The organism is Micromonospora coxensis (assembly GCF_900090295.1).
GTDB classification, from domain to species: domain Bacteria; phylum Actinomycetota; class Actinomycetes; order Mycobacteriales; family Micromonosporaceae; genus Micromonospora; species Micromonospora coxensis.
Genome location: NZ_LT607753.1, coordinates 1963688 through 1982439, shown reverse-complemented (window position 1 = coordinate 1982439; position 18752 = coordinate 1963688). Strand labels below are relative to the sequence as shown.

The 18752-nt window shown below is 74.9% G+C and carries 20 protein-coding genes; 6 read left to right on the top strand and 14 right to left on the bottom strand.

Translation table 11 applies throughout. From position 1 onward, the window contains the following. Positions 1 to 140 precede the first annotated feature (140 nt). Positions 141 to 1079: an alpha/beta fold hydrolase gene (locus tag GA0070614_RS08755; RefSeq protein ID WP_088975482.1), complete on the bottom strand. Its 939-nt coding sequence runs from the start codon at positions 1077 to 1079 to the stop codon at positions 141 to 143. Between the two features lie 148 nt (positions 1080 to 1227). On the opposite strand from GA0070614_RS08755, the gene GA0070614_RS08750 reads away from it, so the two are divergent. Then, complete coding sequence (locus GA0070614_RS08750; RefSeq protein WP_088975481.1) at positions 1228 to 1842, top strand: carbonic anhydrase; 615 nt, start codon at positions 1228 to 1230, stop codon at positions 1840 to 1842. Between the two features lie 172 nt (positions 1843 to 2014). Here the strand turns inward: GA0070614_RS08750 and GA0070614_RS08745 are convergent, their stop codons facing one another. Continuing rightward, positions 2015 to 2344, bottom strand: coding sequence for a hypothetical protein (locus tag GA0070614_RS08745; RefSeq protein WP_088975480.1), 330 nt, complete (start codon positions 2342 to 2344; stop codon positions 2015 to 2017). Positions 2345 to 2663: 319 nt separating this feature from the next. Here GA0070614_RS08745 and GA0070614_RS08740 point away from each other — a divergent pair, with 319 nt between their 5' ends. Next, positions 2664 to 3155, top strand: coding sequence for a DUF3145 domain-containing protein (locus GA0070614_RS08740; RefSeq protein ID WP_088975479.1), 492 nt, complete (start codon positions 2664 to 2666; stop codon positions 3153 to 3155). A gap of 97 nt (positions 3156 to 3252) precedes the next feature. Next, a complete protein-coding gene (locus GA0070614_RS08735) occupies positions 3253 to 4980 on the top strand; it encodes a glycoside hydrolase family 3 protein (RefSeq protein WP_088975478.1) in 1728 nt (575 codons plus the stop codon). 36 nt (positions 4981 to 5016) lie between these two features. Here GA0070614_RS08735 and GA0070614_RS08730 read toward each other — a convergent pair whose 3' ends face one another. The 3 genes from GA0070614_RS08730 to GA0070614_RS08720 all read right to left on the bottom strand — a co-directional run bounded on the left by GA0070614_RS08730 (position 5017) and on the right by GA0070614_RS08720 (position 7432). Then, positions 5017 to 5673 (bottom strand): lipoprotein, encoded by a 657-nt coding sequence (locus GA0070614_RS08730; protein ID WP_231933585.1) that lies wholly within the window; start codon positions 5671 to 5673, stop codon positions 5017 to 5019. 154 nt (positions 5674 to 5827) lie between these two features. Continuing rightward, entirely contained in the window at positions 5828 to 6460 is a 633-nt protein-coding gene (locus GA0070614_RS30160) for a lipoprotein (RefSeq protein ID WP_157744965.1), read from the bottom strand. Between the two features lie 51 nt (positions 6461 to 6511). Continuing rightward, a complete protein-coding gene (locus GA0070614_RS08720; RefSeq protein ID WP_088975476.1) occupies positions 6512 to 7432 on the bottom strand; it encodes a helix-turn-helix domain-containing protein in 921 nt (306 codons plus the stop codon). Positions 7433 to 7535: 103 nt separating this feature from the next. Here GA0070614_RS08720 and GA0070614_RS08715 point away from each other — a divergent pair, with 103 nt between their 5' ends. Next, positions 7536 to 7757 (top strand): hypothetical protein, encoded by a 222-nt coding sequence (locus GA0070614_RS08715; protein WP_088975475.1) that lies wholly within the window; start codon positions 7536 to 7538, stop codon positions 7755 to 7757. Between the two features lie 54 nt (positions 7758 to 7811). On the opposite strand, the gene GA0070614_RS08710 is transcribed toward GA0070614_RS08715, so the two are convergent. The 8 genes from GA0070614_RS08710 to GA0070614_RS08675 all read right to left on the bottom strand — a co-directional run bounded on the left by GA0070614_RS08710 (position 7812) and on the right by GA0070614_RS08675 (position 16358). Continuing rightward, a complete protein-coding gene (locus GA0070614_RS08710) occupies positions 7812 to 9233 on the bottom strand; it encodes an acyl-CoA carboxylase subunit beta (protein ID WP_088975474.1) in 1422 nt (473 codons plus the stop codon). 22 nt (positions 9234 to 9255) lie between these two features. Further along, on the bottom strand, positions 9256 to 10482 hold the full coding sequence (gene fabF, locus GA0070614_RS08705; protein ID WP_088975473.1) for a beta-ketoacyl-ACP synthase II: 1227 nt from the start codon (positions 10480 to 10482) through the stop codon (positions 9256 to 9258). A 1-nt stretch (position 10483) separates the two neighbouring features. Beyond that, the gene (locus GA0070614_RS08700) at positions 10484 to 10723 is read right to left on the bottom strand and encodes an acyl carrier protein (protein ID WP_053653162.1); all 240 of its coding nucleotides are present in this window, start codon (positions 10721 to 10723) and stop codon (positions 10484 to 10486) included. Between the two features lie 76 nt (positions 10724 to 10799). Then, complete coding sequence (locus GA0070614_RS08695) at positions 10800 to 11756, bottom strand: beta-ketoacyl-ACP synthase III (protein WP_088975472.1); 957 nt, start codon at positions 11754 to 11756, stop codon at positions 10800 to 10802. 67 nt (positions 11757 to 11823) lie between these two features. After that, on the bottom strand, positions 11824 to 12993 hold the full coding sequence (locus GA0070614_RS08690; RefSeq protein ID WP_088975471.1) for an acyltransferase domain-containing protein: 1170 nt from the start codon (positions 12991 to 12993) through the stop codon (positions 11824 to 11826). A gap of 87 nt (positions 12994 to 13080) precedes the next feature. Continuing rightward, the gene (locus GA0070614_RS08685) at positions 13081 to 14397 is read right to left on the bottom strand and encodes a PucR family transcriptional regulator (protein ID WP_408630763.1); all 1317 of its coding nucleotides are present in this window, start codon (positions 14395 to 14397) and stop codon (positions 13081 to 13083) included. Between the two features lie 126 nt (positions 14398 to 14523). After that, a complete protein-coding gene (locus tag GA0070614_RS08680) occupies positions 14524 to 15192 on the bottom strand; it encodes a response regulator (protein WP_088979324.1) in 669 nt (222 codons plus the stop codon). Next, on the bottom strand, positions 15189 to 16358 hold the full coding sequence (locus GA0070614_RS08675) for a sensor histidine kinase (RefSeq protein ID WP_088975469.1): 1170 nt from the start codon (positions 16356 to 16358) through the stop codon (positions 15189 to 15191). The genes GA0070614_RS08680 and GA0070614_RS08675 overlap by 4 nt, the downstream gene beginning before the upstream one ends. Positions 16359 to 16552: 194 nt before the next feature. Here GA0070614_RS08675 and GA0070614_RS08670 point away from each other — a divergent pair, with 194 nt between their 5' ends. Together GA0070614_RS08670 and GA0070614_RS08665 are read left to right on the top strand one after the other, a co-directional pair. Then, positions 16553 to 17092, top strand: a complete 540-nt coding sequence (locus GA0070614_RS08670) for a hypothetical protein (protein ID WP_088975468.1) — start codon at positions 16553 to 16555, stop codon at positions 17090 to 17092. 102 nt (positions 17093 to 17194) lie between these two features. Continuing rightward, positions 17195 to 17602 carry a hypothetical protein gene (locus GA0070614_RS08665; RefSeq protein ID WP_088975467.1) on the top strand — a complete coding sequence of 136 codons (408 nt, stop codon included), beginning with the start codon at positions 17195 to 17197 and terminating at the stop codon, positions 17600 to 17602. Between the two features lie 400 nt (positions 17603 to 18002). On the opposite strand, the gene GA0070614_RS08660 is transcribed toward GA0070614_RS08665, so the two are convergent. Next, positions 18003 to 18671 (bottom strand): hypothetical protein, encoded by a 669-nt coding sequence (locus GA0070614_RS08660; protein ID WP_088975466.1) that lies wholly within the window; start codon positions 18669 to 18671, stop codon positions 18003 to 18005. Positions 18672 to 18752: the final 81 nt, after the last annotated feature.

Here is an 18752-nt window from a genome sequence, read left to right as displayed (position 1 = left end):
GCCGGGCGGGCCCCGCCGGTCGCCGCACGCCGACCCGTCGTGGTCGCCCCGCGCGGCGGTGTGCGGACGTCCGGCCACCACGCCGCGCCCCTGCCCGGGTGTGGGTCGACGCGGTACGTAATGCGGGCCGCCCGGCCGGGTCAGGCAGGAACGGGCGGGCCGGCCGGCGTCGGGTCGGCCGTGCCGGTCAGCACCCGCCGGAGTACCCCGGCCACCGCGCCGTTCACCTCGTCGGGACGTTCCATCATCAGCATGTGCCCCGCGCCCGGGCAGACGGTCAGCTCGGTCACCGGCAGCGCCGCCGCGATCGACTCCGCGCACGGCGGCGGGGTCAGCCGGTCCCGGTCGCCGACCAGGGCGGCGGCCGGCAGGTGGGCCAGCGCGGCCAGGGTCTCCAGCCGGTGCTGGTCGCCGATCGAGGCGCGGAACCCGCCGATCGAGCGCAGCGAGGCGCGGGCCGCCGCCGAGGTGACCAGGCGGATGTCGCTCGGGTCGCAGCGGTCGCCGAAGAGCATCCAACGGATGCTGGGCTGCAACGCCCGCAGCAGCGCCCGCGGCGGACGCCAGGAGCCGCACCGGGCCAGCACCCCGGCGCCGGTGGTCTCGGCGATCCGGATCAACCGGGCGATCCGGGGCGACAGTCCGTAGACGGTGTGGGTGTGTCCCTCGGCGGTGGTGGAGACGAAGACCAGCCCGGCGATCCGGGCGGCGAAGTGCTCGGGGTGGCGGTGGGCGTACTCCATCACGGTCATCCCGCCCATCGAGTGCCCGACCAGCACCACCGGGCCGGTGGGGGAGACCTCGTCCACCACGGCGGCCAGGTCGTCGCCGAGCTGGGCCAGGGTCGCCGTCCGCAGCGCCATGCAGCTCGACCGGCCGTGCCCACGGGCGTCGTAGGTGACCACGCGCACCCGCGCACCGAAGCGCTCGGTCAGGTCGGCGACCTGCCGGTGCCAGGCCCGCCCGTCCAGCGTCCAGCCGTGCAGCAGGATCGCGGTGACCTCCGCGTCCGCCGGCCCGGTCACCTCGACGTGCAGGCGTACGTCGTCGGGGAGTCGTACCTCCCGTTTCTCCGGCATCGTCACCTCCCCAGGCCGCCCGGGACCGAAGCACCGGCGTAACCCGGTGGTAACACCGGCTACCCGACATGACACCACGCCAACCGTGCCGGTGAGAAGATTCGCAACCCGGCCCCGCACGATCGGATCGGTGGCCAGGCTGGGACGTATGACCCCTGCACGCCCGGGAGCTGCCCGGACACCCCGGGCCGCGCTGGACGCGCTGCTCGCCGGCAACCGACGGTTCGTCAGCGGCCGGCCGGTGCACGGGCACGACGTCACCGCCGCGGCGGCGGTGGCCTCCGGCGACCAGCAGCCGTACGCCGTGCTGCTCGGCTGCATCGACTCCCGGGTGCCGCTGGAGGCGATCTTCGACCAGACGTTCGGGTCGATCTGCGTGATCCGCACCGGCGCGCACGTGCTCGACCGGGCGGTGCGCGGCTCGATCGAGTACGTGGTGGGCCAGCTCGGGGTGCCGCTGGTGATGGTGCTCGGGCACGAGCGGTGCGGGGCGGTCGCCTCGGCGGTGCAGGCCCTGCGCACCGGCCGGACGCCGGGCGGCTCGCTGGCGTACGTCGTCGACCAGATCGCCCCGGCGGTGACCGAGGTGGGCCCGGACGACCCGGCCGTGCACCCGATGGCGGTACGCCGGCACGTGCTGCGCACGGTGGCCGCGCTGCGCGCCGACGACCTGCTGACCGGGCCGGTCGCGGCGGGCGACGTCGACGTCGTCGGCGCCCTGTACGACCTGGCCACCGGCGAGGTCACCCTGCTCGGCCGCTGATCCGACGCCCCGCACTCCGCCGAACTCCGCGCCGGCTGCGGCGTGTGGCGGCATCCCCCCGCTCGGACACCGCGACTCGCCGCGAACGGGGGGCGGGTGGGTACCCGGGAAAAGACGGAACCGCCCGTCGGGGTGACCCGACGGGCGGTTCCGGTGTGGCTCGGGGGAGGGCTCAGCCCTCGAAGACGCCGGCCTCGACGAGACGCTTCTCGGTCTTGTCCCAGCCGTCGCCCGGGTGCGCAGCGGCGAGGTTGTTGATCTCGGCGCGGATCTTGGCGGCGTGGCCGGCGGCGGCCAGCACCCGGATCTCCTCGACGAAGGCCTCGGAGTCGGTGCGCAGGTGCGCGGTCTTGCCGTTGGTCAGGTTCCGCACGTAGGCGTGCTTGCCGCCGTTGAGCGGGATGAGGTACTTGAACTCGCCCAGCACGCTGAGGGCGCCACCCTGGCCAGCCTGGCCGGCCCGGACTGACGCGCGCGCGGTCTTAGAGGTGTTGCTCGCCACGGAGGTACTCCTTGCAAGACGTACGGGAGGACGCGGTAGACGTCCGGGGGCTGTAGCGGGTGACGCCCGGGATGAGCCTCGGCCCGCGAAGATGTACGGCGGCACAGAACCGCCCGGAGAACTGTACACGACCACGATGCCTGGCTGGCCACCGCGCCTGTCGGGGAGCACAACCCAGGTCACCGGTCCGGGTATTCCGACCGGCGAGTTTTCCGATTCCCTGGCGCATCATGCGTCCCACCAGTCATCATGTGTTGCAGAAGCCACCCGGTTGCCGAGGTCGTAGGGGAAGACGCACCTCGCTCTCCGGGAGGTCACCGTGCCAACGCGTGGCGTCGTATACGTCCACTCGACCCCGCTCGCCGTGTGCTCACACGTCGAGTGGGCGATCGCGCGCGTCCTCGCCGCGCCGGTCAACCTCGAGTGGACGGCTCAACCCGTCGATCCCGGCGCCCGCCGGGCCGAGTGCGGGTGGACCGGTCGTCCGGGGACGGGCGCCGAACTGGCTGCTGCCCTCCGGCAGTGGCCCATGATCCGTTTCGAGGTGACCGAGGAGCCCAGCCCGGGCGTCGACGGTGAGCGCTTCATGTACGTCCCCGGCCGGGGGCTGTTCCGGGCGACCGTCGGCGCGGCCGGCGACATCCAGCTCGGCGAGGACCGCCTGCGCGGCCTCATGGCCGCCGCCCGCGCACCGGAGGCGCTGGCGCACGCCCTGGACAAGGCGCTCGGCACGGCCTGGGACGCGGAGCTGGAGCCCTACCGGTACGCCGGTGACGGCGCCCCGGTGACCCTGCTCACCCGGGTCGGCTGAGTCCGGACGGCGTACCCGGACAGCCGGGTGCGGACCGGCACGCCCCGCGCGGACGTCCGGCCGGTCGGGTTGCCGCAGCGACGCGACGCCGGGTTTGATGGGGCGCGTGCCGATTCCCCCGCGACGTGCCGGCGTCGCCCTCGCCGCCCTGACCGCGCTGCTCGTCTCCGGCTGCTCGGCGGAGCCGGACACGCCGCGGCCCGCGTCGAGCCCGTCGGCCCCGACCACCGCGCCCAGCCCCGCCCCCACCCCGGCCGGTGACCCGGCCGCCCGCGCCGCCGCGCTGGTCGGCACGCTCACCGACGAGGACCTGGCCGGCCAGGTGCTGATGCCCTACGCGTACGGCAGCACGGCGACGAAGGTCACGCCCGCCTCGGCCGCCGGCAACCGGACCCTGGCCGGGGTCGACACCCCCGCCGAGATGGTGGCGAAGTACCGCCTCGGCGGGGTGATCCTGGTCGGCTTCAGTGCCGACGACCCCACCTCCGGCAACCAGGCCACCACCAACGTCGACAACCCCCGGCAGGTCCGGGAACTCACCGGCGGGCTGCGCGAGGCCGCCGCCAAGCTCCCCGCCGGCAGCGTGCCCTTCCTGATCGGCACCGACCAGGAGTACGGCGTGGTCACCCGGATCACCGACGGGGTGACCACCCTGCCCAGCGCCCTGGCCGCCGGGGCGGCCGGTGACCCCGCGCTCACCGAGGCCGCCTGGCGGGCCGCCGGCCAGGAACTGGCCGCCATGGGCATCAACCTGGACTTCGCCCCGGTGGCCGACGTGCTCGCCACCCGCAGCACGGTGATCGGCTCCCGCTCCTTCGGCGCCGACCCGAAGCGTGCCTCGGCGCAGGTCGCCGGCGCGGTACGCGGCCTGCAGAGCGCCGGTGTCGCGGCCAGCGTCAAGCACTTCCCCGGGCACGGCCTGAGCGCCGCCGACTCGCACAAGGACCTGCCGGTCATCGCCCAGACCCGCGCCCAGCTGGACCGCACCGCCTTCCCGCCGTTCACCGGCGGCATCGGCGCCGGCGCGATGGCGGTGATGTCGGCCCACCTGGACGTCAGGGCGGTCGACCCGGGCACCCCGGCCACCTTCTCCCGCAAGCTGCTCACCGACGTGCTGCGCGGTCAGCTCGGCTTCACCGGCGTGGTGATCACCGACGGGATGAACATGGCACCGGCCAAGCGGTACCCGCCGGGCGAGGCGGCGGTGAAGGCGCTGCTGGCCGGCAACGACCTGATCCTGATGCCGCCGAACGTCGGCCAGGCGTACGACGGGCTGCTCGCCGCGCTGCGCGACGGGTCGCTGCCCCGGGCCCGGCTGGTCGAGGCGGCCACCCGGGTGCTGACCATGAAGTTCCAGCTCGCCGACCGGCCCGCCCCGGCGATGTCCACCCTGAACAGCCCCGAGCACCGCCGGGCAGCCGACGACCTGGCCGCCGCGGCGGTCACCATGCTGCGCGGCGCCTGCGGCGCGCCGGTACGCGGCCCGGTGACCGTGACCTCGTCGGCCGGGCGGGACCGCACCCGCGCGATGCTGACCGAGGCGCTGACCGCCGCCGGGGTGAAGGTGGTTCCGAGCGGCGGCACCCGGGTGCACCTGGTCGGCTACGGCGACTCCGCCGGTGACCTCAGCGCCGACGCGGCGGTGACCGTCGCGATGGACACCCCGTACGTGCTGGAGAAGGCGACCTCGCCGACCCTGCTGGCCACCTACTCCTCCAGCCGCACCTCGATGACGGCGCTCGCCCGGGTGCTCGCCGGCAAGGCGCAGCCGGGCGGTCGCTCGCCGGTGCCGGTGCCGGGGCTGCCCGCCACCAGCTGCGCCTGACGACGGCACGACCACCCGTGTCGGCCGTGGCCGTCGTCAGCCGACGGTCAGGCTCCGCCCGGCCAGCCGGTACCCGGGCAGCAGGTCCGTGGCCTCGGCGAGGAGGTTCTCGCTCACCGTGACCAGCACGGTCCGCCCGCCGGCCCGTACCGCGAACGCCCAGGACCGGTTGGTGTCCTCGGTCAGCTCGCTGGTGGACACCCAGGTCGCCTCGACCGCGTCGACGCCGCCGGCCCGTACCGACCGGAACTCCTGACCGCTGACCTTCTCCTCACCGGCGACGAACGCCTCCAGCGCCGGTCGCGCCTCGACGGCCGGGTCGTCGGCCGTCCAGACCCGCAGGAAGCCGCCGCCGGCACGCCGGCCGTCGACCTCGCACCGGGCGGTGGCCCCACCCCGCCGGGTGAACGCCTCACCGAGGACCTCCGCCAGCTCCCCCTCGGGGACCTGGATCGGCTTCGGCGTCCACTGCTCCGGCAGGGAGAAGGAGACCGGCAGCGGGCAGGGGCTGCCCGGGCCACCGACGCTCCCGGCCGCCGGGGCGGGATTGACCTCGTCGTACCACGGCTCGCCGGTGGAGGTCGGGGCCGGCGGCGAGGCGTCGCCGGCCGGTGTCCCGTCGCCCCCGGTGCAGCCGGTCGCCACGATGGCGGTCAGCGCGGCCAGCACCAGCACAGCGGCACGTCGTCGCACGGTGCCCACTCCCGTCGTCATCGGTCGGCCGTCCGATCCGGACGGCCGGTGGATGCTACTGGACCGGCCGGACGACGTGCGGCCCCGTGCGGCGTGGACCGCGTGACCGGGCGGAGGCCGGTGTCCGTCCCGCCCGGGTACGACCGCTGACCGCTCACTTCGGCAGGTTCGCGCTCGACTTGGCCAGCTGGTACGCCGGGAGCATCGCCTCGAACTCCTCGTCGTCCATCCCGCCGAGGGTGATGAGGATCTTGCCGTAGAGGCTGGACACCAGGATCGCCCGCTTGTGCCCGTCCTCGCCGGCCCAGCTCGCCTCGAACGAGTCCAGCGGTCCGGCCTTGGTCCGGCGGTACTGCCGCTCGGTCGCCTTGCCGTAGTCGTCGATGAACGCGTCCAGGGTGATCTGCGGCGTCCGGGGCGCCGCCCCCTCGATCCGCCAGACCCGCAGGAATCCGATGTGCCCGGCCGGCTTCGCGTCGATCTCGCAGATCGGCACGGCAGGACCGATCTTGAAGTCCGCGCCGGACGTCACCGCCTTGACCTTCCACTTCGCCGGCACCGAGAAGGTGATCGGCAGGGGGCAGGTGCTGCCCTTCGGGCCGACCGTGGCGCCGGCGGCGGCCGGGGCGACCTCGTCGTGCCAGGGTGGGCCGGACGCGATCGGCGAGGCGGTCGGGCTCGCCGACGCCGACGGTGCGGGCGCGGCGGCCGGCTGCTCCGTCTTCTCGGCGCAGCCGGCCGACACGGCCAGGGTGAGTGCGGCCAGCACGGCCACCTGTCGCTTCATGTGTCACGTCCCCGTCGAAACTTCCGCCGTCGAGCGAACGGCCGACGGAGATTAGCCGATGCGCGGCGTCCCGTGCTGTCCGCGTAGGGCGTCGATCAGCCACTCCACGGCCGGCACCGTCGGCGGGAACGGCGGCTGCCGGCGGAGCACCCCGACGAGCTGCCAATACCGCTCCACCCGTCGGTCGGTGAAGGTGGCCAGCCGGTCGGCCAGGGCGACGCGGTCCACCTCGGACAGCGAGGGGCCGACGATCCGTTCGACGATCTCCCGCGCGGCGGGGGAGTCCGGGGCGACACCGGCGGCCACCGCCTCCCGGGCCGGCTCGACGTCGGGCAGCGGCGCGGGTGCCGGCGCGTCGTCGGCCGCACCGGCCACGGCCATCTCGCGTACCCGACGGCGGAAGCCCGGGTCCCGCACCAGCCCGGCCAGCTCCAGCCAGGCGTCCACCTCGGCGTCGGTGGGCTCGTCGGGCAACTCGGCGGGGAGCGCGCGCATCGCGGCGGCCAGCCCGGCACCCGGTGCGTCGGTGGGTAGGCCGGCGAAGACCTCCGTCACGAAGTCGTCGATGATCTGTTGCCGCTCGCGGGCGGTGAGGCGGGCCAGGTCGGTCACGAGTCTCAACTCCTCGGTCGTGCCACCACGTCGTGTGATCGACCGCAGCACCGCCCGGTGCAGCCGTAGCGTCCGGATCTCGGCGTCCAACGCGCGGACGTGCGCGGCGGCGACCTCCGCGACGCTGCGCTGACGGTCCAGGACGGCCCGCGCCTGCTCCAGCCCGATGCCCAGCTCCCGCAGGGTGCGTACCAACTCCAGGCGGGCCACGGCGGCGGCGTCGTAGAGCCGGTGCCCGCCGGACGAGCGGCCGGTGGGTGGGAGCAGCCCCTCGTCGGACCAGAACCGGACCGTGCGTACGGTCAGGCCGGTACGGCGGGCGAGCTGGCCGATGGTGAACAGGGCATCGCGGTCGTCCACGGCCCCAGCCTGCCCCCTCCAGCCACTGGAGATTCAAGCCCACGCGCCCTCGGCGGCGGAAATCCGGATGCGGCGCCGGCCCCGCGATGGCAGCCTGCCCGGCATGGGACAGGACGCGCGAGGTTTCGCGTACGTGGAACGGGCGGACGGCACGGTGGTGATCACGCACCACGGCCGGGCGGCCGGCACGCTGCGGGGCGGCCGGGCGGCGGAGTTCCTCGCCGAGGTCGGTGCGGATCCGCAACTGGTGATGGCCCGCTGGACGGGCAACTACCGCCGGGGCAACGAGCGGACGGCCCGGCAGCACCCCCGCAACCGGGGCTGAGACGACGGTGGGGGCCGCGCTCGACGAGCGCGGCCCCCACCGGTACGTCCGCCGTTACAGCGGGATGTTGCCGTGCGCGCCCCGGGCGGCGGGGGCGGTGGCGAGGGCTTCGGCGATGCGGCGTCGGGTTTCGTCGGGTTTGATGACGTCGTCGACGACGCCGATCTCCAAGGCGCGGTTGACGCCGCCGGCGGTGCGGATCTGCTCCTCGATCAACTGCGCGCGGAGGGTTTCGCGGTCTTCGGGTGCGGCGGCGGCGAGGGTCTTGCGGTGCAGGATGTTGACCGCGGCGCTGGCGCCCATGACGGCGACTTCGGCGTTCGGCCAGGCGAACACCGCGGTCGCGCCGAGGCTACGGGAGTTCATGGCGATGTAGGCGCCGCCGTAGGCCTTGCGGGTGACCAGGGTGACCCGGGGCACGACGGCTTCGGCGAAGGCGTGCAGCAGCTTCGCGCCGCGGCGTACCACGCCGTCCCATTCCTGACCGAGGCCGGGCAGGTAGCCGGGCACGTCGACCAGCACGATCAACGGCACTCCGAGGCTGTCGCACATGCGCACGAACCGGGCCGCCTTCTCCGCGCTGGACGCGTCCAGACAACCCCCCAGCCGCAACGGGTTGTTCGCGATCACCCCGACCGTGCGCCCGGCGAAACGCCCCAGCGTGGTCACCACGTTCGGCGCCCACTTGGCGTGCAACTCCACACCCGGACCGTCGAGCAGCGCGGCGACGACCGGCTTGACGTCGTAGGCCCGGTTCGCCTCGGTCGGCATCTTCGCCGCCAGATCGTGCGACTCGTCCCCGACCGGCACGTCATCCGGCGACAGCCGGCCCTGACGACCCAACAACGCCGCCAACGTCCGCGCCCGCTCCAGCGCCGTCTCGTCGTCGGCGCACGTCACGTGCACCACCCCCGAGCGGCGGCCGTGCGGCTCCGGCCCACCGAGGCGCTCCATGTCGACCTGCTCACCGGTGACCGAGCGCACCACCTCCGGACCGGTCACGAAGATCCGACCCGCCCCACTCATCACCACGATGTCGGTCAACGCCGGACCGTACGCCGCCCCACCCGCGGCCGGACCCAACACCACCGAGATCTGCGGCACCCGCCCCGAGGCCCGCACCATCGCCGCGAACACCTGACCGACGGCGTCCAACGCGACCACACCCTCGGCCAGCCGTGCCCCACCCGAATGCCACAACCCCACCACCGGCACCCGCTCACGCACCGCCGTGTCGATCGCGTCCACCACCCGCCGACACCCCTCGGTGCCCATCGCACCACCCATCCGGGTGGCATCCGTGGCGTACGCCACCACCGGTGAGCCCTCCACCTCACCCCGCGCCCACACCACCCCCGACTCGTCCCGCGACACACACAGACGCAACGAACCCGCGTCGAACAACGCCCGCAGCCGCACCTCGGGATCGCGGTGGTCGGCTGTCGAGGTGTCCGCGCTGATTGCGGTGGTGGTCACTTGAGCCTCCAAGGGTGTGGTCTCAGGCGCGCGTGAAGACGAGAGCCACGTTGTGGCCGCCGAAGCCGAACGCGTTGTTCAGCGCGGCGGGGATCTCCATGTGGCGCGCCTCGTGTGCGGCCACGTCCATGGTCAGGCCGTCGTCGGGGTCGTCCAGGTTGATGGTCGGAGGTACGACACCGTCGCGGATCGCCAGGATGGTGGCGATCGACTCCAACGCCCCGGCCGCGCCGAGCAGGTGACCGGTCATCGACTTGGTCGCCGCCAGCACCGGGTGGTCCCCGAGTGCCTGGTGCAGCGCCCCGATCTCCAACATGTCGCCCACCGGCGTCGACGTCGCGTGCGCGTTGACGTGCATGATGTCCATTTTGGCGACGTCGGCGTCCGCAATCGCCTTCCGGATTGCCCTGATGGCCCCCTCGCCCTCGGCGTGCGGCTGCACCATGTCGTACGCGTCGGAGGTGATGCCGGCACCGGCGAGGCGCGCGTACACCCGGGCGCCGCGGGCGGCGGCGTGGTCGGCGCGTTCCAGCACCACGATGCCGGCGCCCTCACCGAGGACGAAGCCGTCGCGGCCCTTGTCCCACGGACGGGAGGCCCGCTCGGGCTCGTCGTTGCGGGTCGACATGGCCCGCATCGAGGCGAACCCGGCGATCGGCAGCGGGTGGATGACCGCCTCGGTGCCGCCGGCCACCACCACGTCGGCCCGGCCGGCGCGGATGATGTCCAGGCCGAGCGCGATGGCCTCGGCGCCGGTGGCGCAGGCGCTGGCCACCGAGTGCACGCCGGCCTTGGCGCCCAGCTCCAGCCCGACCCAGGCGGCCGGGCCGTTGGGCATCAGCATCGGCACCGTGTGCGGGGAGACCCGCCGCGGGCCGGACTTCTCCAGGATGTCGTCCTGGGCGAGCAGGGTGGTGGCGCCGCCGATGCCGGAGCCGACGCTGACGGCGAGCCGCTCCGGGTCCAGCCCGGAGTCGGCGAGGCCGGCGTCGGCCCAGGCCTGGTGGGCGGCGATCAGGGCGATCGCCTCGGAGCGGTCCAGCCGGCGAAGCTTGACCCGCTCCAGCACCTCGGCGGGATCGACCGCGAGCTGGGCGGCGATCTGGACGGGGAGCTGCGCGGCCCACTCCTGGGTGAGCGGACCCACCCCGGAGCGGCCGGCGAGCATGGCGTCCCAGGTCGACGCGACGTCCCCGCCCAGCGGGGTGGTCGCGCCGAGCCCGGTGACGACGACGTCGGGACGACTCATATCAGGACTGCGCCTCGATGTAGCTGACGGCGTCGCCGACGGTCTTGAGGTTCTGCACCTCGTTGTCCGGGATCTTGACGCCGAACTTCTCCTCGGCCGCCACCACGACCTCCACCATGGAGAGCGAGTCGACGTCGAGGTCGTCGGTGAAGGACTTCCCCTCGGCCACGTCGTCCGGGTTCACCCCGGCAACCTCTTCGAGGATCTCGGCGAGGCCGGTGGTGATCTCGTCACGGGTCATTGCGGTTGGGTTTCCTCTCCATAGGGGGGTAGTTCTCCGCCGTACGGCGGCGCGGCACGGTGGGACCGGCCGGGTCTCAGGGGCAGCGGACGACCTGACCGGCGTAGGTCAGGCCACCGCCGAAGCCGAAGAGCAGCACCGGGGCGCCCGAGGGCACCTCCCGCCGCTCGACCAGCTTGGACAGGGCCAGCGGCACGCTCGCCGCCGAGGTGTTGCCGGACTCGACGATGTCCTTGGCGATGATGGCCTGCGGGATGCCGAGCCGCTTGGCGATGCCGTCGATGATCCGGCCGTTGGCCTGGTGCGGCACGAACGCGGCCAGCTCCGACGGGGCGACCCCGGCGCGCTCGCAGGCCTGCAGGGCCAGCGGCGCCAGCGCGGTGGTGGCCCAGCGGAAGACCGCCTGCCCCTCCTGCGCGATGTACGGGCGCCAGCCCTCGATCCGTACCGCGTCGCTCTTCTCCGGCACCGATCCCCAGACCACCGGGCCGACCCCGGCGGGCTCGCCGTCGCCGGTGGCGGTGACCACCGCCGCGCCGGCGCCGTCGCCGAAGATGATGCAGGTCGAGCGGTCGGTCCAGTCGGTGAAGTCGGAGAGCTTCTCCGCGCCGATGACGATCGCGTTGCGCGCCGCTCCGGCCCGGATCGCGTGGTCCACCGTGCCGAGCGCGTACGCGAAGCCCGAGCAGGCCGTGTTGATGTCGTACGCCCCGGGGGCGGTGATGCCCAGCTTGGCGGCGACCCGGCAGGCCACGTTCGGGCTGCGGTCGATGGAGGTGCAGGTGGCGACGACGACCAGGTCGATGTCGGCGGCGGTGAGGCCGGAGTTGGCCAGGGCCTTGCCGGCGGCGGCGGTCGCCATGTCGGCCACCGACTCGCCGTCGGCGATCCGCCGGGAGACGATGCCGACCCGGTCCCGGATCCACTCGTCGTTGGTGTCGACGAGCTGGGCGAGGTCGTCGTTGGTCACCACCCGCGAGGGCTGGTAGTGGCCGAGCGCGAGGATCCGGCTGCCGGTGACGGGCCTGCTCATGCCGTCGCCTCCGTGCGGCCGGCCTCGGCCCGGTCCGTGCCGGCGCGGTGCCTGTTGTTGGGCTCGCTCATGCGTGGCCTCCGATGCGGGCGAGGGGCTGACCCGGGGCGACCGGGTCGTCGTGGTGGGCGAGCCACTCGGTGAGCAGCCCGCTGTCGTGCGCGGTGACCTCGACCGGCCCCTGTCGGGTGGCGATGTGGCCGATCACCTGGCCGGTGCGGAGGTCGGCGCCCTCGGCGAGCTCCGCGTCCGGTTCGAAGGTGCCCGCGACGGGCGAGACGACCACCCGGAACTGGACCACCGGCTCGTGGCCGCGCAGGCCACTGTGCCGGGCGATCAGGTCGCGGGCCGCGGGCAGGTCGTCGGGGGTGTTCAGGGAGACGATCTCGGGGACGCCGCTGTCCTTGAGCTCCCGCTTGACCAGGCCGGCCAGGGTGCCGGCCGGGGGCAGTTCGATCACGCCGGTGACGCCGAGGTCGGCCAGGGTGCGCATGCACAGGTCCCAGCGGACCGGGGCGGTGACCTGGCGGACCAGCCGCTGCACCATCTCCCGGCCGTGGTTGACGGCCGCGCCGTCGAGGTTCGACAGCAGGATCCGGCGCGGGTCGGCGGTGGTGATCCCGGCGGCCACCGCGGCGAGCGCGGCCTCGGCCGGCGCCATGTACGGGGTGTGGAACGCGCCGGCCACCTTGAGCCGGATCACCCGGCTCTTCGCGGGCGGCTCGGCGGCGAGCTTGTCCAGCGCGTCCAGGCTGCCGGCGGCGACGATCTGGCCGGCGCCGTTGCGGTTGGCCGGGTGCAGCCCGTGCGCGGCGAGCGCGGCGAGGACCTCGTCGGTGTCGCCGCCGAGTACGGCGGCCATCCCGGTCGGCTCCAGCGCGCAGGCGGCGGCCATCTCGCGTCCGCGTACCCCGGCGAGGGTGATCGCGGCCTCGGCCGGGAGGACCCCGGCCAGGGCGGCGGCGCTCAGCTCGCCGACGCTGTGCCCGGCGGTGAGCGAGACGTCGTACATCGGCAGGTGCTCGGCGGCCAGCAGGGCGGCGGCCACCAGCAGCGGCTGCGTCCGGGCGGTGTCCTTGATCTCGTCGGCGTCGGCCTTCGTGCCGAGGTGCAGCAGGTCGACCCCGGCGAGCGCGGACCACCAGCGCAGCCGTGCCTCGGCGCCGGACAGATCGAGCCAGGGGGTCAGGAAGCCGGGTTTCTGGGAACCCTGGCCGGGAGAGAGTACGGCGAGCACGTCTATGACTCTCCTGGATACGCGTGGGTAGCGCTGTGTCGGCACCAACCAAACCGCACTAGGACCTTTGGAGGGATCCTACAAAGATCAACGGCGATCATCACCCGTGTGTGACGTTTTCCTCACGGCTGGGGTCATTGTCTGGGTCGGGACGCTGGTGACCGCCGGGACGACCGGGTCCAGCCGCCCCACCGTCAGCGCCACCTGCAGGGCGAACGCGTCCCGCGCGGCCAGCGGCGAGAAGCCGGTCACCTCGGCGATCCGGCGCAGCCGGTAGCGGACCGTGTTCGGATGCACGAACAGGGACCGGGCCGCGCTCTCCAGCGTCCCGCCGGCGGCGAAGAACGCGTCCAGCGTCTCCAGCAGCTCACCGCCCGCGCGCACCAGCGCCGCGTAGACGTCGTGGCGCAGCCGGCGGCGGGCCTCCGCGTCGCCGGCCAGGGCCCGTTCGGGCAGCAGGTCCGCCGCGGCGACCGGGCGCGGCGCGGTCGGCCAGGCCGGCGCCGCGCGGAACCCGGCGAGCGCGGCGCGCGCCGACTCCGTCGCCTCGTCCAGGCTCGGCACGCCCGGCCCGACCACCACCGGTCCGTCCCCGAACGCGGGGAGCAGCTTCTCGGTGGCGGCGACCGGGTCGGCGGCGCCGCCCAGGACGATCACCAGCCGGTCGCCGTGCACGCCGCCGATCACCTCCACCCCGATCCGCCGGGCCTGCCGGTAGACGGTGTGCAGCACGGCGGCCACCTCGCCGCCGGGGGAGCGGCCCACCGCCACCGAGACCGGCGGGGCGTCCGCCCAGCCCAGCGCCGCCGCCCGGCTGGCCAGCACGTCGGGGGAGTCGCCCCGCAGCAGCGCGTCCACCAGCAGCGCCTGCAACCGGGCGTCCCAGGAGCCGCGCGACTCGGCGGCGCGGGCGTACACCCGGGCGGCGGCGAAGGCGATCTCCCGGGAGAAGCGCAGCACGGCCTCGCGGAGCTGCTGCTCCTCACCCTTGACGGCCAGGTGCGACACCTGCTCCTCGACCACGTCGATGGTCACCTTGATCAGCGCCACGGTCTGCTGGAGGGTGATCGAGCGCGCCAGGGCCTGCGGGGCGGTGGCGAAGACCTCGTCGGAGACCTCCTGGGTGCTGTCCGTCGTGCCCCCGCCGCCGCGCAGCCACTGCACCAGGGACCGGACGCCGGCCTGCGCCACCAGCATGACCCAGGAGCGCTGGTCGGCCGGCAGCTCGCGGAACCAGGGCAGGCTCTCGTCCATCCGGGAGACGCTGGCGGTGGCCAACGCCCCCGCCGCCCGTTCGATCCGGCGCAGGGTGGCCGACAGCTCGGTACCTCCCGGCTCGCTCACCGGTCCAGCCTGACACGTGCTGACCAGGGCGACCACGCCGGCCTCCGGCGAGCCCGACAGCCCGGCCGGTGGCGGGTGCGGGGGCGGCGCCGCGTCCGGGGACCCGGGCGGGGGCCGGCGGGCGCGGTCGGCGGGGTCACGGCGTGGCCGGCGCGGTCACGGCGTCGGCAGCGTGGTCGGCGGGGGTCACGGTGTCGGGGGCGCGGTCAGGCCCAGCTCCTGGGCGAGGATGGCGGCCTGCACCCGGCTGCGCAGCTCCAGCTTGGCCAGGATCCGGCTGACGTGGGTCTTGGCGGTGCTCTCCGCCATCGCCAGCCGCCCGCCGATCTGCTGGTTGGACAGGCCGGCGCCCAGGCAGGCCAGCACGTCGCGTTCCCTGGGGGTCAGCGTCGCCACCGCCGCCCGGGTCGCCGCCGGGGTGGCGGCCGGCGCCGCCGCGAAGGCGCTGATCAGCCGGCGGGTCACCGCCGGGGCGATGAACCCCTCCCCGCGCGCGACGGTGCGCACCGCCGCCACCAGGCCCGCCGCGTCGGTGTCCTTGAGCAGGAACCCGGCCGCCCCGGCCCGCAGCGCGCCGAAGACGTACTCGTCGAGGTCGAAGGTGGTGAGCACCAGCACGTCGGCCAGGCGGTCGGCGACGATCTCCCGGGTGGCCGAGACACCGTCGAGCCGGGGCATCCGGATGTCCAGGACGGCGACGTCCGGGCGCAGCTCCCGGCAGAGCCGCACGGCCGCCTCGCCGTCACCGGCCTCACCCACCACCTCGATGCCCGGGTCGCCGGCGAGGATCAGGACGAGTCCGGCCCGTACGGCGTCCTGGTCGTCGGCGAGGACGACCCGCACCGGGGCGGTCACCGGGCCACCCCGGTGGGCAGCGCCGCGTGCACCCGCCACCGGCCGTCCACCGGGCCGGCGGAGAACCGCCCGTCCAGCAGCGCGGCCCGTTCCCGCATGCCGATCAGCCCGGCGCCCGCCCCGGTCAGCCGTCCGCCACCCTCGCGTACCGGGTTCTGCACCGTCACCACCACCTCCGTCGGCTCGTACGCGACGCACAGCTCGGCCGTGCCGGTGCCGTGCCGCAGCGCGTTGGTCAGCGACTCCTGCACGATCCGGTACGCGGCCAGGTCCACCCCGACCGGCAGCGGCCGGGGCTGCCCGGTGACCGTGGCGCGTACCGCCAGCCCGGCCGCGCCCACCCGGTCGACCAGCCGGTCCAGCTCGTCGAGGCGTACCCGGGTCGGCTCGTCGGCCCCGTCGGCCGGCTCGCGGAGCAGGCCGATCAGCTGGCGCATCTCCGCCATGCCCTGCACGCTGCTCTCCCGGATCACCCGCAGCGCCGTGTCGACGCGGGCCCGGTCCAGCTCGGGCGCGGAGAGCACGGCGGTGGCGTGCAGGGCCACCGCGCTCAGGTGGTTGGCCACCACGTCGTGCAGTTCCCGGGCCATCCGGGCGCGCTCGGCGAGCACCGCCTGGCGGCGGTCCAGCTCGGCCAGCCGGGCGGTCTGCTCGGCCCGGGTCCGCTCGGCCGCCGCTTGGTCGCGGTACTGGCGCACGCTGACCCCGGTCAGCACCGGCAGCACCCCGCCCAGCACGAACGGCACCCCGGCCGCCGCGCCGCGCCAGCCCCAGAGCAGGCTGCCGACCACCACCCCGGCCACGCTGAGCCAGACCGTGACCCGCAGCAGCCAGCGCCGCACCCGGGGCGGTCCGTAGACGCAGGCGTCGTAGAGCACCTGGGTGTAGACCAGGGCCGTACCCAGCGACACGCCGAGCGCCGTGTCGGCCAGCACGGCGGTGGTGCCGAGCGCCAGGCTGGTCCGGGTGGCCGCCCGGCGCAGCCCGACGGCGACGCAGGCCAGCAGCAGCGGCGCCAGGAAGAGCTGCTCCGGCACGTCCGGGTTCCAGGGGAACTGCGGCTGCAACCCCACGCCGTACAGGACCAGCCCGCCCGCGAGCGAGACCACGGCCAGCGCCGGGTCACGTGCCGGCGAGCCGGGGCCGATCCAGGCCGGTGTCCGCATGGCCCGATCCCACCACACGCCGCGCCGGCCACCCTCCGCCCGGCGGAGGAGGCCGCCGGGCACGACCTCCGCCGAAGGAGGTACGCCCACCCGGGGGTCCGCCGAAGGAGGTACGCCGATCTCGTCCCCGCCGTCGAGGTGCCGCCGTCCGCCACCGGAGAGGCTGGTGGCGGACGGACGGGGAGGTTCGGGGAATGTTGCTGGCGGTCATCGTCGCGTGTGAGATCGGGTTCTGGGTGGTGCTCGCCGCCGGGTTGGTCGCCCGGTACCCGCTGCGTCGGCCACGGCTGGGCGCGGCGCTGCTGGTCTGCGTCCCGCTGGTGGATCTCGTGCTGCTCGTGGCGACCGTGCTCGACCTGCGCCGGGGTGCGACGGCGACCGCCAGCCACGGGCTCGCCGCCGCCTACCTCGGCTTCTCGGTGGCCTTCGGGCACTCCATGATCCGCTGGGCGGACCAGCGGTTCGCCCACCGGTTCGCGGGCGGCCCGCCCCCGGTGAAGCCGCCCCGGTACGGCTGGGCCCGGACCCGGCACGAGTGGCGCGAGTGGGGCAAGGGGCTGCTCGGCTGGGCCGTCGCCTGCGCCCTGCTCGGCGCGGCGATCCTCTACGTCGACGACGCGGAGCGCACCCGCGAGCTGGGGAACTGGGTCCAGGGGCTCACCCTCGTGATCGTGATCTGGCTGGTCGCCTTTCCGGTCTGGGAGACGATCTCCCCGCGCCGGCCGAAGTCCTGACACCGGGTACGCGCTGCACGGGCCGTCGGCCCCGGACAGTACGGTGGCACTGCCGCCGGGGCGACCTCCCGGCGGCAGTGCCGCGAGCGTGAGGAGACCGGGATGGCGCACGGGGAGGCCGACCACGGCTGCGCCCAGGGGGAGCCCTGCCGGCCGGGCCACCACGACCAGCCGGGGCCGGGCCGACCCCACCGTCGGCTGGCCGCGCTGCCCTGCCCCACCGAGCAGGCCGGTCGGACGGCCGAGCGGGTCGACGACGAGGTGGCGGTCCCGCGCCAGCGGGCGGCCGAGCCGTCCGGGCCGGAGGCCACGCCGGCACGTCCCCGTGCCGTCGAGCCGGCGCCCCGGCCGCGTCCCGCCGAACCGGCCGCCTCCGGCGAGCCCGAGCGGGGCGTGTCGCACGGCTGCCGCAGCGAGCTGGCCGGCTGGGCGGGCGCGCACCGGCACGGGCCGGTCCGCCCCAGCCGCCGTCGGGTCCGCCGGGAGCGGCCACCGCACCGCTGGTGCTGACCCCCACGGTGGGACGGTCCGCAGCTCCGTCCGTGTCGAACGGTCCACCCCGGACCTGAACGTGCCGACCGCTCCGGTCGGCCGCCGCACGGCTCCCTGGCTCGCCGCCGGATGGCTTCCTGGCTCGCCGCCGCACGGCTTCCTGGCTCGCCGCCGGATGGCTTCCTGGCTCGCCGCCGCACGGCTTCCTGGCTCGCCGCCGCACGGCTTCCTGGCTCGTGGCTGGCTAGATCCCTGGCTCCGTTGTCGGGCAGGTCCGTGGCTCGTGGCTGGCCAGGTCCCTGGCTCCGTTGCCGGGCAGGGCCGTGGCTCGCCGGGCAGGGCCGTGGTGAGGCCGGCCGGGGAGCCCGGCCGGGTCGCCGGCTCGGCAGTGGACGGTCCGGCCGCCCGTCGGCCGCGCTCAGCGGGTGCGGCGACGGACCAGCAGGGCGATTCCGGCCAACCCGGAGGTGATCACCAGCACCACGCCGAGGTTGAGCAGCAGCAGGCGCTGCAGTTCGCCGATCGCGGTGTCGAGGTCCTTGGCCGGGTTGAGGGCGTCCTCCGGGATGACCCGCTCGCCGCCGCCGATCCCGCCGCTGAGCGTGTCGAACTGCCGCTCCAGCGGAACCCCGGCGTGGCGCAGGGTCTCGGACATGTTGAGCCGGCCGAGGAACCAGCCGGCGCTGGTCTTGCGCGCGTCGGGCTGCTTCGCCGGCCGGTACGCCCGCGGTCCGCCCTTGGCCAGCGGGTAGAGGTCGTAGGTCTGCTTCGGCGTCTCCCCGGCGAGCACCACGATCGTGTACTTCGGACCGAGGTTGGCGGCCTTGGGGCCGGTGGCCGCGCCGGTGCGGCCGAACCAGTTGACCTGGTCGATCACCGCGAGCACGAGGGCGGGCTCGGTCTCCGAGCGCAGCCGCAGCGGCTCGCTGAGCCCGTCACCGGTGATGTCCACCCCGGCGGGTGGGGGCTTCGGCGCGACCCGGGCGGGGCCGGCGGCCCGCGCCGGTGCGACCGCCGCCAGGCCGAGCGCCGCGGCCAGCGCCGCTGCCGCGACCGTACTGAGCAACCGCCTCATCCGTCCGACCATCGCCGCCTCCTCGCCCCGTTCGATGGATGGCTGTGCTGCAGGTCACGCGTTGGGTGGTCGACGGCGGTGACCATGCCCCCG